Origin of the sequence: Ensifer sp. M14 (assembly GCF_003355565.1) — a bacterium.
Taxonomy (GTDB): Bacteria; Pseudomonadota; Alphaproteobacteria; order Rhizobiales; family Rhizobiaceae; genus Ensifer.
The window spans coordinates 3490827-3506198 of the sequence record NZ_QJNR01000004.1; the positions used below are offsets into that span (position 1 = coordinate 3490827).

Annotated in this window: 14 protein-coding genes; 7 read left to right on the top strand and 7 right to left on the bottom strand. The window is 60.9% G+C overall.

What is annotated here, in order from left to right:
* Positions 1-3: 3 nt before the first annotated feature.
* The 4 genes from glyA to BLJAPNOD_RS17020 all read right to left on the bottom strand — a co-directional run bounded on the left by glyA (position 4) and on the right by BLJAPNOD_RS17020 (position 4281).
* Positions 4-1299 carry a serine hydroxymethyltransferase gene (glyA, locus tag BLJAPNOD_RS17005; protein ID WP_077498547.1) on the bottom strand — a complete coding sequence of 432 codons (1296 nt, stop codon included), beginning with the start codon at positions 1297-1299 and terminating at the stop codon, positions 4-6.
* 183 nt (positions 1300-1482) lie between these two features.
* Positions 1483-2808: a murein L,D-transpeptidase gene (locus BLJAPNOD_RS17010; protein ID WP_077498550.1), complete on the bottom strand. Its 1326-nt coding sequence runs from the start codon at positions 2806-2808 to the stop codon at positions 1483-1485.
* A gap of 392 nt (positions 2809-3200) precedes the next feature.
* On the bottom strand, positions 3201-3713 hold the full coding sequence (locus tag BLJAPNOD_RS17015) for a MarR family winged helix-turn-helix transcriptional regulator (protein ID WP_025426518.1): 513 nt from the start codon (positions 3711-3713) through the stop codon (positions 3201-3203).
* Positions 3714-3843: 130 nt separating this feature from the next.
* Positions 3844-4281 (bottom strand): DUF6163 family protein, encoded by a 438-nt coding sequence (locus BLJAPNOD_RS17020; protein ID WP_115421331.1) that lies wholly within the window; start codon positions 4279-4281, stop codon positions 3844-3846.
* Positions 4282-4462: 181 nt separating this feature from the next.
* On the opposite strand from BLJAPNOD_RS17020, the gene hemB reads away from it, so the two are divergent.
* From hemB to BLJAPNOD_RS17040, 4 genes are all read left to right on the top strand, one after another.
* Positions 4463-5479, top strand: coding sequence for a porphobilinogen synthase (gene hemB / locus BLJAPNOD_RS17025; RefSeq protein ID WP_115420571.1), 1017 nt, complete (start codon positions 4463-4465; stop codon positions 5477-5479).
* 105 nt (positions 5480-5584) lie between these two features.
* Positions 5585-6049: an RDD family protein gene (locus BLJAPNOD_RS17030; RefSeq protein ID WP_077498556.1), complete on the top strand. Its 465-nt coding sequence runs from the start codon at positions 5585-5587 to the stop codon at positions 6047-6049.
* A gap of 134 nt (positions 6050-6183) precedes the next feature.
* A complete protein-coding gene (locus BLJAPNOD_RS17035) occupies positions 6184-6972 on the top strand; it encodes an arginyltransferase (RefSeq protein ID WP_077498558.1) in 789 nt (262 codons plus the stop codon).
* A gap of 3 nt (positions 6973-6975) precedes the next feature.
* Complete coding sequence (locus BLJAPNOD_RS17040) at positions 6976-7872, top strand: DMT family transporter (RefSeq protein ID WP_115420572.1); 897 nt, start codon at positions 6976-6978, stop codon at positions 7870-7872.
* A 46-nt stretch (positions 7873-7918) separates the two neighbouring features.
* On the opposite strand, the gene BLJAPNOD_RS17045 is transcribed toward BLJAPNOD_RS17040, so the two are convergent.
* Together BLJAPNOD_RS17045 and parC are read right to left on the bottom strand one after the other, a co-directional pair.
* On the bottom strand, positions 7919-8257 hold the full coding sequence (locus tag BLJAPNOD_RS17045; RefSeq protein ID WP_115420573.1) for a helix-turn-helix domain-containing protein: 339 nt from the start codon (positions 8255-8257) through the stop codon (positions 7919-7921).
* 137 nt (positions 8258-8394) lie between these two features.
* A complete protein-coding gene (parC, locus tag BLJAPNOD_RS17050) occupies positions 8395-10671 on the bottom strand; it encodes a DNA topoisomerase IV subunit A (RefSeq protein ID WP_115420574.1) in 2277 nt (758 codons plus the stop codon).
* A 452-nt stretch (positions 10672-11123) separates the two neighbouring features.
* Here parC and BLJAPNOD_RS17055 point away from each other — a divergent pair, with 452 nt between their 5' ends.
* Positions 11124-12317, top strand: coding sequence for a hypothetical protein (locus BLJAPNOD_RS17055; RefSeq protein ID WP_115420575.1), 1194 nt, complete (start codon positions 11124-11126; stop codon positions 12315-12317).
* A 250-nt stretch (positions 12318-12567) separates the two neighbouring features.
* Here the strand turns inward: BLJAPNOD_RS17055 and BLJAPNOD_RS17060 are convergent, their stop codons facing one another.
* Positions 12568-12876: a hypothetical protein gene (locus tag BLJAPNOD_RS17060; RefSeq protein ID WP_147294556.1), complete on the bottom strand. Its 309-nt coding sequence runs from the start codon at positions 12874-12876 to the stop codon at positions 12568-12570.
* Positions 12877-12914: 38 nt separating this feature from the next.
* On the opposite strand from BLJAPNOD_RS17060, the gene BLJAPNOD_RS17065 reads away from it, so the two are divergent.
* Together BLJAPNOD_RS17065 and BLJAPNOD_RS17070 are read left to right on the top strand one after the other, a co-directional pair.
* Positions 12915-14345: a cytochrome P450 gene (locus BLJAPNOD_RS17065; RefSeq protein WP_115420577.1), complete on the top strand. Its 1431-nt coding sequence runs from the start codon at positions 12915-12917 to the stop codon at positions 14343-14345.
* A complete protein-coding gene (locus tag BLJAPNOD_RS17070) occupies positions 14335-15330 on the top strand; it encodes a lipid A biosynthesis lauroyl acyltransferase (protein WP_115420578.1) in 996 nt (331 codons plus the stop codon). Before BLJAPNOD_RS17065 ends, BLJAPNOD_RS17070 begins: the two co-directional genes overlap by 11 nt.
* Positions 15331-15372 lie beyond the last annotated feature (42 nt).

Sequence of the window (15372 nt, forward strand, 5' to 3'; positions counted from 1 at the left end):
CGATCACATGTAGCCGTACATCGGGAAGCGGCCGGTGAGCGTCATCACCTTCTCGCGCACGCCCGCTTCGACGGCGGCATTGCCTTCGTCGGAGTTGGCGACCTTGAGGCCGTCGAGCACTTCGACGATCAGCTCGCCGATTTCCTTGAATTCTGCTTCCTTGAAGCCGCGGGTCGTGCCGGCCGGGGTACCGAGACGGACGCCCGAAGTGACGAACGGCTTTTCAGGATCGAACGGGATGCCGTTCTTGTTGCAGGTGATGTAGCCGCGGCCCAGCGCAGCCTCGGCGCGCTTGCCGGTCGCGTTCTTCTTGCGCAGGTCGACCAGCATCAGGTGGTTGTCCGTGCCGCCGGAAACGATATCGAGACCGTTTGCCTTGAGCGTCTCGGCAAGCGTGCGGGCGTTCTTGACGACCTGGGCTGCATAGTCCTTGAAGGACGGCTGCAGCGCCTCGCCGAAAGCAACCGCCTTGGCAGCGATGACGTGCATCAGCGGGCCACCCTGGAGGCCCGGGAAGACCGCCGAGTTGATCTTCTTGGCGATGTCCTCGTCGTTGGTCAGGATCATGCCGCCGCGCGGGCCGCGGAGCGACTTGTGCGTAGTGGTGGTTGCGACGTGGCAATGGGGAACCGGCGACGGATGCTGGTCACCGGCAACCAGACCGGCGATGTGCGCCATGTCGACCATCAGGTAGGCGCCAACTTCGTCGGCGATCTCGCGGAAGCGCTTCCAGTCCCAGATGCGGGAATAGGCGGTACCGCCGGCGATGATCAGCTTGGGCTTATGCTGGCGCGCCTTCTCGGCGACGTCGTCCATATCAAGCAAGTGATCGCTCTCGCGAACGCCATAGGAAACCACGTTGAACCATTTGCCGGACATGTTGACCGGCGAACCGTGCGTCAGGTGGCCGCCGGAATTGAGGTCGAGACCCATGAAGGTGTCGCCCGGCTGCAAGAGCGCGAGGAACACGGCCTGGTTCATCTGCGAGCCGGAGTTCGGCTGAACGTTGACGAACTTGGCACCGAAGAGCTTCTTGGCCCGTTCGATCGCCAATTCTTCAGCGATATCAACAAACTGGCAGCCGCCGTAGTAGCGCTTGCCCGGATAGCCCTCGGCATATTTGTTGGTCATGATCGAGCCCTGAGCCTCGAGCACGGCGCGCGACACGATGTTCTCGGAGGCGATCAGTTCGATCTCGTGGCGCTGGCGACCCAGCTCCTTTTCGATCGAGCCGAAGATTTCCGGATCGCTGTCGGCGAGAGAGCGGGTGAAGAAGGCATCATTGTTCTGTGCAAGCATCGGCGCGAGGCTCCTCTCAAAGGTGGCAGTTCTTTAGCTTCCTCGCACGGCGAGAGCAATATCCGCTGTGCGGTTTGCGTCATTTCCCCCATCTGCCGCGCCTAAACATCGCAGCCGCGGACCAACGAAAAAGCCGCGCTGCCAGGGGAAGCGCGGCTTTTGCAATTAATTGCCCGACTTTGCTTATTGCGGCAGAGCATCCGACTCGACCGAGCCGGCCGATTGCTCGACGCCGTAAGGCGTTTGCAGCGCCAGTTCGGTCGCGCCATCACGCTGATAGATGTCGTCGCGGAACTGCACGACACCATCCTTCGCCGACCAGGCGGTGATGTAGGTGAAGAAAACCGGGACCTCTTCGGCCAGCGTGATCGGCGTGTTGACGCCGGTCTTGATCGTGGCCTCCATCTGCTGGCGCGACCAGCCGGGGGTTTCCTTCAAAAGCCAGCTCGAAAGGTCGCGAACGTTCTGGACGCGAACGCAGCCGGACGATTCGAAACGCATCAGCTTGTTGAACAGGCCCTGCTGGGGCGTGTCGTGCATGTAGACCTGATGCTCGTTGTGGAAGTTGATCTTCGTCGAAGACATCGCGTTGATCTTGCCCGGATCCTGACGGAACATCAGGTTTGGTGCCTTCTCGGCATTCCAGTCGACCGTTTCCGGCGACACTTCGCCACCGCTGCCGTCGAACAGGCGAATGGCGTTGCGCTTCAGGTAGGTCGGGTCCTTGCGCATCAGCGGCATGATATCCTTCTGGATGATCGAGCGCGGCGCAGTCCAATAGGGATTGAGGATGACCTCATAGATCTTGGAGTTGAGGATCGGCGACTGCCGGTCGATCTTGCCGACAATCGCGGTGTGGCGCAGCGCGACGCGGCCGTTCTCCACCGCTTCGATGTAGGCGGCCGGAATGTTGACCATCACGTAGCGGCGACCGAGATCGCCGGACATCGACTGCAGGCGCACGAGGTTGGTCTGCAGCTGGCCGAGACGGGTGGTCGCCGGAACGTTGATTGCCTTCAGCGTGTATTCGCCGATGACGCCGTCTGCCGGCAGACCATGGCGTGCCTGGAAGTGCTTGACCGCACCGTCGACATAGGAATCGAACTGCTGGGAGATGCCGGCCGAACGGGGCAGGTCTCCGGAAACCATCAGGCGCTGGCGCAGCTGTTGCACCGACGGGTCGGTGACGCCGATCTCGAGCTTGAGGCTGGTTTCCACCATTGGCCAACCGCCCGACGAAACGATGTTCTGATAATCGAAGATCGCCTGTTGGACATGGTTGATCGTCTCCGGGCCGAAGACCGGCGTATTGGACACGACCGTAGTCGCCGTGCGCGACGCCTTTGCGTCGTACTGGTCGTCCCAGGAGCCGCGGCGAGGCGAATTGATGATCTCGTTCAGGGCGTCCTGAGCACCTGCGGCTCCCGCCCAGGCGACGGCACCGAAGGTTGCGGCCGAACGCAGAAATGCGCGGCGCGAGAATGCATCAATTCCATTCTTTTTTGACATATTCCTACCATCCCAATGCGTTGGCACGCGCCCTATGCGCAGGCACGCATGTTGCCGTAGCCCTAACACGATCGTGGTTAACAAAGGTCAACCAACGAGCCACCCTGCCCTCACATGAATTCACGATACCGCGAGCGAGGACCCTCACCGGCAGGCGAACGCAAAACGAATCCACGTCGATGAAAACACGTGGCCGCACCTACCGCATACCCTTGTCGCTGTCACAGCAATATGGCCAATTCGTGTCTCGGACTGCCGCCAAAGGCATGTGGCACGCCTCTTGCTTCAAGCCACTGCGGCCTTTCTGCAACATCGCCGGCGTGGAAAAACGGCAAAGGCCGGACACGCAGGGATTGCGTCCGGCTCTTTGAACTGGAGGTGTGCGACGCCTGTTACAGGCGGTACATGATCGAGTCGTTCCAGAAGCGATCAAGGCGCTGCAGCAGCTTGTTCATCTGGGTGAATTCGTCCGAACCGATGCCGCCGACCTTCTGGATCGAGCCGATATGACGCTCGTAGAGCTTTGCGACGGTTTCGGCGATTTCCTGGCCGTCTTCCGTCAGGCTGATGCGGACCGAACGACGGTCGACACGCGAGCGCTGGTGGTTGATCAGGCCGAGATCGACGAGCTTCTTGACGTTGTAGGAAACGTTGGAGCCGAGGTAGTAGCCGCGGGAGCGAAGTTCGCCGGCGGTCAGCTCGGAGTTGCCGATGTTGAACAACAACAGAGCCTGGACGGCGTTGACGTCGTCACGACCCTGACGGTCGAACTCGTCCTTGATGACGTCGAGCAGACGGCGGTGCAGGCGCTCGACGAGGTGGAGGGATTCCATGTAGAGACCGCGGATGGTTTCTTCCTGGGGGTCTCGGGGCGCAGCGACCTGCGGCTTCATCTTCGTGTTCATTTGACTGCCTCACTGTTTTGTTTGGCGGTGTCTGTTTGTCTTCCCGCCTTGAGTGAGAACCTAACGAATACGTCTAAAATTCTACTTAAACCGCAGCCTTAACATGAGCTTACCATTCGGCGAGCCTGTCTCAGGGTGAATCAACCCTTACCTGTCTCGCCTGCCGGTAGCGCTGATAGAACATCGCGGCCCTGAAAAGGATGAAGGTAGCAGCGACGGCAACGTGCAGGGCAACCAGCAGCGGACGGTTGCCGAAACTGACCGGATAGAATTCGTACATGGCAATCTCGATCGCTGCCGCCACCACCCAGACCACAGGGCCCCAGGAGACCAGCAGCCATAGGCCGAGTGCCGCAACCGGATAGACGACGGCGAGCGCGGTTGCCGCTGCCCGCCACTCCGGCGTCAGGAGATCGAAGCGGCCGGCACCGCCATGGGAAAAGCCGATCAGCATTGCCCAATAGTTCAGTGCGAACCAGAAGCACGAGGCCGATACCAGCCGCAGGAACAGGCCGAAAAGGATCTCGGTCAGCGATGGTTTCGGCACATGGGCAGAATCATGAAGCATGGGCGGCAAGATAGGGCGGGTCGGCGCCATCCGCCAGCACGAAGGAAGCCCCCTCCCCCGCGGCCGCACGGTAAAAGGAAGAAATGCCGCAGGCCCGTTGTCGGCGGCACCGTTCCCAAGCGCGGTCCCTGCATGATAAAGCGCATGCCAGCTCAAAGTTTTCAGGGAAAGGCGCGGCGTGATGAACGACAGGACGAATCTTGTGGACAGGATTACCGGGCACCGTCGCATGCGCCGCAACCGCAAGGCCGATTGGACGCGCCGGCTGGTACAGGAGAACCGCCTGACCGTCGACGACCTTATCTGGCCGATCTTCATCGTGCCGGGCGAGAACATCGTCCAGCCGATCGACGCCATGCCGGGCGTCAACCGCATGAGCATCGACAAAGCGGTGGAAGCGGTAAAGGAAGCAGCCGATCTCGGCATCCCGGCAATCGCCACCTTTCCCAATATCGATCTGTCGCTGCGCGACGAGACCGGCTCCAACAGCCTTGCCGCCGACAATCTCATCAATCAGGCGACGCGCGCCTTCAAGAAGGCCGTGCCTGAGATTGGCATCATCACCGACGTGGCGCTCGACCCGTTCACCAGCCATGGCCACGACGGCATCCTGCGCGACGGGGAAATCGTCAACGACGAAACGGTGGAGACTATCGCCAGGGCCGCCGTCGGCCAGGCCGATGCCGGCGCCGACATCATCGCCCCCTCGGACATGATGGATGGGCGCATTGGCGCGATCCGCCAGGCGCTCGACGCTGCAGGCCACCAGAATGTCGGCATCATGGCCTATGCGACGAAATTCGCTTCCGGATTCTATGGGCCCTACCGCGAGGCGATCGGCACCGGCGGCCTGCTGAAAGGCGACAAGAAGACGTATTACATCGACCCGGCCAACGGCACCGAGGCGATCCGAGACGCCGCCCTCGACGTCGAGGAGGGCGCGGATATGCTGATGGTCAAGCCCGGCCTTCCCTACCTCGACATCTGTTGGCGCATGAAGGAGGCCTTCGGCCTTCCGGTGTTCGCCTATCAGGTTTCGGGCGAGTACTCCCAGGTCAAGGCCGCGGCCGCCAACGGCTGGATCGACGGCGACAAGGTGATGCTCGAAACGCTGCTCGCCTTCAAGCGCGCCGGCTGCGATGGTATTCTCAGCTACTTCGCCATCGAAGTCGCAAAAATCCTGGCCAAGGGTCGGTAACGCCCCAGCTTTATGAACTGCAGGTCGTGGCGGATGGCGGGCAATCCTTGTTTTGCACGCAATCCCCACCCATATCGAGCTTGCAACCATACGAGGCCTATAGAGATGACGATGCACAACGAAGAACTGCGGCTGCCGAGCAATGACTGGCGCGCCTATCAGGGTGTGCTGTCACGGCGGGTGTTCGCCTTCATTCTCGACTACGTCATCATCGCGCTGCTGTGGATACCGGCCGCCGTGGTCGTTTTCTTCCTCGGCATCCTGACGCTCGGCCTCGGCTTCCTGCTCTATCCGGTGCTCTTTGCACTGGTGGCGATGCTCTATTTCGGCGTAACCGTTGGCGGCCGCGAGCAGGCATCCCCTGGTATGCGGATGATGGGATTGGCAATTGCGCGCACGGACGGGCGCCCGATGGATTTCCTGACGGCGATCGTGCATCTCGTCATCTTCTGGATCGCCAACGCGCTGTTGACGCCGCTCGTTCTGCTGATCGGATTGTTCACGGATCGCAGCCGCCTGCTGCACGATCTCTTGATCGGCACCGTGACGGTCCGCCGCGACAGCTACTGATCCCCACCGAAGCAATCGACGAACAACAATCCACGCGCCAGGGGCAACCGCCCCAAACGTGTGAGTTGACGTTTTGCATTCTTCCGCCATGCTACTGTCATGAACAACCGCGCCAAGAGTGACCGCCGCACTCGATGAACACACAGACCACACCGTCTCCGCAATTTTATCTCACTGCGCCGGCAGCCTGCCCTTATCTGCCGAACGAGATGGAGCGGAAGGTGTTTACCCACATGGTGGGCGAGCGCGCGCCGGAACTCAACGACCTCCTGACCCAGGGCGGCTTCCGCCGTTCTCAAAACATCGCCTACCGGCCCGCCTGCGAAACCTGTCGCGCCTGCGTTTCCGTACGGATTCTCGCCAGTGAATTCTCGCCGAGCCGGTCGATGCGGCGCGTCCTTGCGACCAACAGCGATGTGATTTCGTCGGAATATCCGGCAGAGCCATCGAGCGAACAGTACAACCTCTTTCGCCGCTACCTCGACCAACGGCATCAGAAAGGCGGCATGTCCGACATGTCGGTTCTCGACTATGCGATGATGGTCGAGGACACCCATGTGCACACCAAGATCATCGAATACCGCTTGAGGGTCGAAGGCGACGGCATCAGCGAGAAGGCTCGTGGGCCGTTGATCGCAACCGCGCTGACCGACCGGATGGGTGACGGGCTGTCGATGGTCTACTCCTTCTTCGACCCTGCCTATGAAGACCGCTCGCTCGGCACCTTCATGATTCTCGATCACATCCGCCGCGCCAGGGAACGTGGCCTCCCGCACGTTTATCTCGGTTATTGGGTCAAGGGATCGCGAAAGATGGGATACAAGACGAAATTTTTGCCGCAGGAGCACCTTATGCCCCGTGGCTGGGAGCGTTACGATGGTCCTGACGCACCTTCAGAAACGCCCTCCACGGAAACGGATTGAAAATTGAGCCCTTCCACTGATGCCGCGCTGCACCGGCGCGGCCTTGCCATCACCGGCCTTGGCGGCCTTGCTCTCTCCTTCGACATTCCGCTCATCCGATCCGCCGGTGGCGAAGTCTGGTCGCTGCTCGCCGTGCGCAGTCTTTCGACTTTCCTTATCGGGCTTCTGGCGTGGTTCGTGATCAACCGGCTACTCGGTCGCAAGATCTCGCTCATTCCGGGCAAAGCCGGGCTGGTTGTCGGGCTGTTTTACGGCATCAACTCCTGCACGTTCCTGCTCGCCGTGTTCAATACGTCGACGGCAAACGTGGTCTTCATCCTTGCGTTTACATCGATGTTTGCGGCCCTGCTCTCCTGGATATTTCTGAAGGAACGCCCCTCCAACGCAACGCTTGTGACGATGGGGGCAATGGTGCTCGGCGTCGGGCTGATCGTGCAGGACGGCCTCGAGAGTGGCCATCTCTTCGGCGATGCGATGGCGGCAAGTTCCGCCTTCCTGCTGGCCGCCGCCATCACCATCAGCCGCGCAAGCGGCCGTGATATGGCTCTGGTGCCGCTGGTGACAGCCATTTTTCCGGCGGCAGTGGCGCTTCTTATGCTGCCGGCCGGCGGGATTGCGATCGCGGCTCCGCAATACATCCTGTTCAACGGCCTGGTGATGATCCCGCTGGCATTCTTCTGCCTGGCCACGGGTCCGCGGTTCCTGTCGGCACCGGAAGTGGGCATGTTCTATCTGCTCGAAACCATCCTGGCGCCAATCTGGGTCTGGCTGGTTTTTGCCGAAAGCCCGACGGCACAAACGCTTGCGGGTGGCGCAGTCCTGGTCTTTGCGCTCATCGGTCATTCACTTTGGCAGATGCGCAGCCGGGCCGCCCGCGCGGCATTGCCCTGCCCGGAATAGACGGCAACCACCTCGAAGCGGCGCTGGCATCGGATGATTGACGTCGTCAGGCTGGCGCCCCGCCGGCCTCCAAAGATTTCGGAGCATGGATGTGCATCGACCAGAGCTCGCGGTTCATTTCGATCCACGCAGCGGCGATATCGAGTGGCGCGGGATTGCCGCACACGGCCTCCCCGCCGCCAGCAGGCAGCCGCGAAACCAGGCAAGCCTCCTCCAGGATGCGCAGATGCTGCTCAAGCGCATCGGGCGAAACGGCAACGGCGGCTGCGACCTCGACAACCCCAGTTTCACCTCCGAGCAATATTTCGAAGATACGACGGCGAACCGGATTTGCCAGGGCGAGGAGAACATCGTCGAGGGCAGCGGAATTCGGCATGGTCTTCATCCTGTTGGGATGGTTATTGATCCACGACCGCACGTTGCTTTCAAGCGCCGAAAACGGGGTATTCCGCTAAATTTCAGATTGCTTAAGAAGTTGATGGATGTCGGCCTGCGCAGCGAAGCCGCGCAGGCAGCGATGGATCAGCCGCTGAACTTGCCGCTACGCGGAAAGCCCTTCGGCACCACGCGGCCAGCGGAGGCGCGATCAGCCAGCCACTCGACCAGTTCGTCCTTGCTCTTGGTAAAGACGCGGCCGGCACTGTCTTCCCAGACGAGGCCGTCTGCGATTGCAAAGCAACGGATATCGGAAATGCCGCCATCCTTGTAGCGTTGCAGTCGGACACCCTTGCCGCGTGCCATCTCAGGGATCTGCACCAGCGGGAAGACGAGCATCTTGCGGTTTTCACCGACGACCGCAACGTGGTCGCCCTTGACCGGAATGACCAGCTTCGTTTCATCGGGCATGGCGACGTTCATCACCTGCTTGCCCTTGCGGGTGTTGGCAACGATATCGCCTTCTGCGACCACGAAGCCATTGCCGGCCGCCGACGAAACGATCAGCTTTCGGACAGGATCGTGCACGAATGCCGTCAGAACGTCCTGATCGTTTTCCATATCGACGATGATGCGCAACGGTTCGCCATGACCGCGACCGCCTGGCAGCTTGTCGCCGCCGAGCGTGTAGACCTTGCCGCCGGTGGTGAAGACGAGGATCTTGTCGGTGGTCTGGGCCGGGAATGCGACCTTCAGCGCATCACCTTCCTTGAACTGCAGCGTCGAGGTCTCGGAGATGTGGCCCTTCAGCGCGCGGATCCAGCCCTTTTCGGAGATGACGACGGTGATCGGCTCCTTCTCGATCATCGCCTGCTGGATGGCTTCGATGTCGGCGTCCGGCGCATCGGCAAAGGTGCTGCGACGCTTGCCGATCTCGGTCGCCTTGGCGAACTTCTTCTTCACCTCGCCGATTTCCCAGGCGACGGTCTGCCACTGCTTCTCCTCGGAAGCGAGCAGAGCCTCGATCTCGGCCTTCTCCTTCGACAGCGCGTCGAATTCCGTGCGGATCTCGAATTCTTCCAGCTTGCGCAAAGAGCGCAGCCGCATATTGAGGATCGACTCGGCCTGAAGGTCCGTGAGCGAAAACCGCTCCATCATCACGGCCTTCGGCTCATCGTCCTCGCGGATGATGCGAATGACCTCGTCGATATTGAGATAGGCGACGAGGTAACCGCCGAGGATTTCCAGGCGGCGATCGATTGCAGCCAGACGGTGACGCGAACGGCGCTGCAGCACATCGCGGCGGTGGGCGAGCCATTCCGAAAGCACTTCGTTGACCGCCATGACGCGCGGCACGCGCCCCATCGACAGCACGTTCATGTTGAGCGGAATACGGCTTTCGAGCTCTGTCAGCTTAAAGAGCGATTCCATCAGGATGCCGGCATCGACGGAACGGCTCTTCGGCACCAGCACGATACGGATGTCTTCGGCCGATTCGTCGCGGATGTCTTCCAGCAGCGGCAGTTTGCGCGCGACGAGAAGCTCGGCGATCTTCTCGATCAGCCGCGACTTCTGGACCTGGTAGGGGATCTCGGTGATGACGATCTGATAGCCGCCGCGGCCGAGCTCCTCGGACGCCCAGCGCGCCCGCACACGAAAACCGCCGCGGCCGGTGCGGTAGGCTTCCGCCATGCTCGCGCGGCTTTCGACGATGATGCCGCCGGTGGGGAAGTCCGGCCCCTCGATGCCACCCCTCTGCGGATTGGTGGGATCGTAGAGAAGGTCTTCGACCGTTGCCTCCGGATGGCGGATCAGGTGCAGCGCCGCATCGCAAAGCTCATGGGCGTTGTGCGGCGGGATCGACGTTGCCATGCCGACGGCAATGCCGGTCGCGCCGTTGGCAAGCAGGTTGGGGAAGGCGCCGGGGAGCACGGTCGGCTCCTGGTCTTCCTCGTTGTAGGTGGGACGAAAATCCACCGCGTCCTGATCGATACCCTCAAGCAGAAGCGAGGCGACATCGGTCATCTTCGCTTCGGTGTAACGCATGGCGGCGGCGTTATCGCCGTCGATATTGCCGAAGTTGCCCTGGCCGTCGACCAGCGGATAACGGATGGCAAATTCCTGGGACAGGCGCACCAGTGCGTCGTAGATCGAAGCGTCGCCATGGGGGTGGAACTTACCCATGACGTCGCCGACGATGCGGGCGCATTTCTTGAACGAGGTGTTCGGCCTCAGCCCCATCTCGCTCATGGCATGAACGATGCGCCGATGCACCGGCTTCAGGCCGTCGCGGACGTCAGGAAGCGCACGATGCATGATGGTCGACAAGGCATAGGCGAGGTAACGCTCTTCCAGCGCCGCCTTCAGGTCAACCGGTTGAATATGATCATCCCCGCCAGACGGGGGAGTAAGGCTTTGTCCCATATGTTCTTGCTAGCGCAACAAACCCGGAACATCAAGGATTTCAGGGGATCGCGCTGTGGAGAACCGCATGGCGCCACCGGTGCGCTGTTGAACGGCGCAAACCCGGCCCTGCAATGTTCGTGCAACGCGTGGACGGTTATGCCATGGGTGAGCGATCGCCGTCGGTAACGTCCTGGAAAGCATCCGGGCGGGGAAGCCCATGCGATTTCATCGAGCGAATATAATTTCGCCCTGTTTCGTATTAGGTTCGGCTGCTGTTGATTTGGATGATTTGCGAGGAGGACATTGCGGGACGCGAACTGACGGGAGAAAGAGCCTCAGGCATGGCATATTTCGCCAGCCGATAAGGCTATCTGCCTCAGTTGACGCAGCTTGCCGATACGAACCAGACTAGCGATGCCGCATCCTCGACACAGCTAAACAATCAGATATTTTCACGAAGGAACTCCACAATGATGCATACGCGCAAGATCCGCCTGATGATGGCCAGCGCCGCACTCCTGACCCTCACCGGCCCGGCCTTCGCGCTTGACGGTGCGGACCTGATGAAGAAGCTCGATGCGGCGACGAGTTCGAACGGCACCACCCTCACCTTCGACAAGGCTGAAGTCAGCGGCGACACGGTGACTGCCTCGGGCGTCCAGATCAAGCTCGCGGGCCAGCCCGGCGACGCGCTGAAGATCGGCGACATCACCTTCGAAGGTGTCGAGGAAACTGAGGGCGGCGGCTACTACGCCGAGACCGTCTCCTTCCCTGATGTCAACGTCACGCAGGATGAGGGTAGCTTCGCGGTCAAGGACATTCTGATTTCCGGCCTGTCGATTCCAGCCAATCCGGCCGGCGGCACGCTCGACGATATCCTGCTCTATGAAAGCGCCAGCACCGGCCCGATCACGGTCAGCGCCAAGGGCAAGGAAGTTTTCTCGCTGGAAAGCAGCGAAGCAAACCTCGCCCGCCAGGAAAACGATGCAGGCTTTGACTTCGATGCAACCGCTGCCGGCCTCAAGGCAGACCTTTCGCAAGTCGAAGACCCCAAGACCAAGGAGGCCATCGAAAAGCTTGGCCTGACCAAGCTGGACGGCGCGGTGACGATGAAGGGCAGCTGGGAAGTCGAAAGCGGCAATGTCTCGCTCGAGGAATATGCCTTCGACTTCAAGAATGTCGGCCGACTGAACCTCGCCGTCGATATCTCGGGCTACACGCTTGCCTTCATGAAGTCGCTTCAGGAAGCCATGAAGTCCGCTGAAACGAACCCCAACAAGGAAGAAGCCAATCAGGCGATGGGTCTCGCCATGATGGGGCTGATGCAGCAGCTGACCTTCAACAGTGCAGAGATCCGCTTCGACGACGCCTCGATCACCAAGAAGGCGCTCGACTATGCGGGTTCGCAGCAGGGTGTCACGGGTGATCAGCTGGCGCAGTCGCTGAAGGGCCTCGTTCCGTTGATGATGGCACAGCTCAACGTGCCGGAACTGCAGAACCAGGTATCGTCCGCGGTCAACACCTACCTCGACGGCCCGAAGAGCCTGACGATCAGCGCCGCACCGGAAAAGCCGGTTCCGTTCCCGATGATCATGGGCGCGGCCATGGGCGCACCGAACACGATTCCTTCGGTGCTTGGCGTCAAGGTGACCGCAAACGATTGATCCCTGGGGCTCCGGCCTGACAATCAGCGCCGGCGACTTCGCATGACCCGTTGGTCGACGAAGTCGCCGGCGTTTCTGTATCCAGCACGCAGCCCGGCTTCACGACACGCAGCCGCCGACACGGCGTCGCAGCCTCACTCCCCACGCAGCAGGTCTCATTCGGCCAAGCAGCCAGTCGCATTTCGGATTGTCTCGTCGGAGCCATGCCATATTCTTGTCGAGTGGTCGTTTTCGGTTGAAAACCCTTGTTTCAGCGGCCTGATTTACTTGTGCCGCCTTGCGCCTCGAAGACTGCACCGCCAGTATTGCCCCCTGATCTGCTTCGAACGACCGCAGCTTTTTCTCGCATGACCCATACGCATGAAACGTCAACGGCGTTTTGCCTGATCATTCCGTACTGCGCGCATTTTTTAACCACACTGCGATACCGGCCGAAGAACAACTCTGATCCGGCAACATTGAAAACTGTCGCTTTGTAGAACAGGCGCAGGATAGAGAACAGCAGACAAATATCGAGAGCCATACTCTCGCGAACCTGCTTCTGAACGCCGAAACGCAAGTGCATTTATTCCTTTCTTTTCGACAGATCGGACGTCAATGGCTGGATGGTTCCATCAACCGGTAAAATTCAGAGAAGAGCTGTCGGAAGAAAGATTTGAACCTGCGCGCGCCGACTATTATTCGGGGCCGCCGGGAAAGCCTCTGCGGCTTCTGCTTCAGGCACGAACGGATTTTCTGTCGATCTGGCGAAACAACGACTTTACGGAGAAGGTTTCCCAGATCCGGCTGATCGGGCGGCAGGTCGTTCTGGTCAATTCGCCCGACCTCATCCGCCAGGTTGTCGTCAAACGTCACGAGAATTTCGAGCGCAAGAGCCCGCAGATGCGCCGGGCGCTCGAATTCCTGCTGGGCGACGGCCTTTTCATCTCGGACGGCGACACCTGGAAACAGCGGCGTCCCCTGGTCGCCGACATCGTCCATGCCAAAAGGGTGCCTGCCTTCGGCCCCGTCATGGAGCGCACGACCAGCGAACTGGTTGAGCGCTGGCACGGGATGCCGGATGGTGCCCAGGTCAACGCCCTGCACGAAATGGCTGGGCTGACCGCCGAGATCATTGCGCGAAGCGTCTTTGGAAACCAGCTTGGCGACGACAGCGCAGCAGCGGTCACCGACAGCTTCACCAGCTACCAATCGCTGGTCGATTCGATCAATCTCGGCTACTTCCTCGGCTTCGACGACGGGCTACCGATCTTGCGAACACCGACGCTTCGTCGCTCGGTCAAGCGCATCCACCGTATCATCGACAAGGTGGTCGAAGATCACCTCGAAGGCCGCGGCGACCACAACTCCATGGTTGAGCTGTTGATCCGTCGGCAGCAGCGAAATCCTGAACTCAAGCTCGACCTGGTTGCCTTGCGCAACGAAGCGGCGACGATTTTCATGGCGGGCCATGAGACGACGGCCGCCACGCTCACCTGGGCCTGGTACCTTCTGTCTCGCGCCAAATGGGTGGAAAAGGCGCTCCATGAAGAGATTGGCCGCGTCTGCGGCGGCCGGGTGCCGACGATCGACGACGTGCCGCAGCTCGAATTGTGTAAGGCCATCATCGAGGAGACGCTTCGCCTCTACCCGCCCGTTCCCATTCTGGCGCGCCAAACGCGCCAGGCGGAAATGATCGGCGACATCACTGCCGAACGCGGTTCGCTCGTTCTGATCGTGCCGTGGCTTCTGCACCGAACGGAAAGCCTGTTCGAGGACCCGCATCATTTCCGCCCGGACCGGTTCATGGGAGGGCGTCGCCCGACGCCCTATAGTTTCATTCCGTTTGCCAGCGGACCGCGCGTCTGCCCGGGCTTGCATTTCGGGCTGACGGAAGCGATCCTGTGCCTGGCGATCATTGCGCAGCAGTTCCGGGTAGCGGTCGTCGACGGCCACAAGGTGGAGCCCATCTGCCGCCTGACGCTGCGGCCGAAGGGCGGACTTCCGGTAACCCTCCATCGACGGCAGAGACCATCCCATGACCATTGAAGAACCGCGCCAAGCCGAAAGAATTACCAAGCGCAAGGCATGGACATTCGCCAGCGAAGAGCGCCCCTCTCTTGCAGATGCCTTTTCCGGCCGGGAGGGCTTGCGTGCCTTCTGGCGCTACTGGGTGACCGACAATCTCTGGAACCTCGCGCACCTCAGCGGGCATTTCGGCATGAAGCTCCTGCCGATGGATGCCTGTTCCAACCTGGGTGCGGCGCTCGGTCTTTTTGCCATGCCGCGCTTCCACAAGGTGGCGTCGCGGCGCGCGCAAGAAACGATCTGCGCCCTTCGGCCGGATCTCAACGAGGCCGAGCAGCAGGCGCTGTTTCGCGAAAACTGCCGGGCGCAGGGGCGGCTGATGACCGAGTTCTCGGTCGTGAACCGGTTGCAGAACAATCGCGACCGGCTGACATTCCACGGTCTCGACATCATCGATGATGCCGTCAAGGCCGGGCCTGTCATCATCGTCGGTATGCATCTCGGCAACTGGGAGGTCGGCCCGACTGTTCTGCAGAGGATCAACGTTCACCCCCATGCCTTCTACCTTCCGCCCAGGGGCCGGGCCAAGGCGTGGATCGCCGAGCGCGTGCGCAGCAAGGCGGGCTTGCGGTTCCTTCCGCCCGGCGCCGAGGGCATTCGGCCGGCCATCAAGATCCTGAAGAACGGCGGCGTTGTCAGCACCTTCTGCGACGAGGGTTTTGGTGGATTCATTCGGGGGCCATTTTTCGACCGCAAGCCGCATCTCGAAGGCAACCTGGCCATTGCCGTCCGTCTGGCGCGCATGACGGGCGCCACCATCTGCCCGTGGTACAACCTGCGCACCGAGGGTTTCCGCTTCGAATGTCGCGCACTGACCCCGATAAAGCTTCCCCCCGGGGCGCGCCAGCTCGACGATATCCTGATGTTGAACAACACCATCGAGCCGGTTATTCGGGCCAACCTCGATCAATGGTACTTCCTCGACAATTCTCTCCGACCCGAGTGACCTGATCGGGACGGTGACAACCGCGGCGTCTCCCGCCGCGCT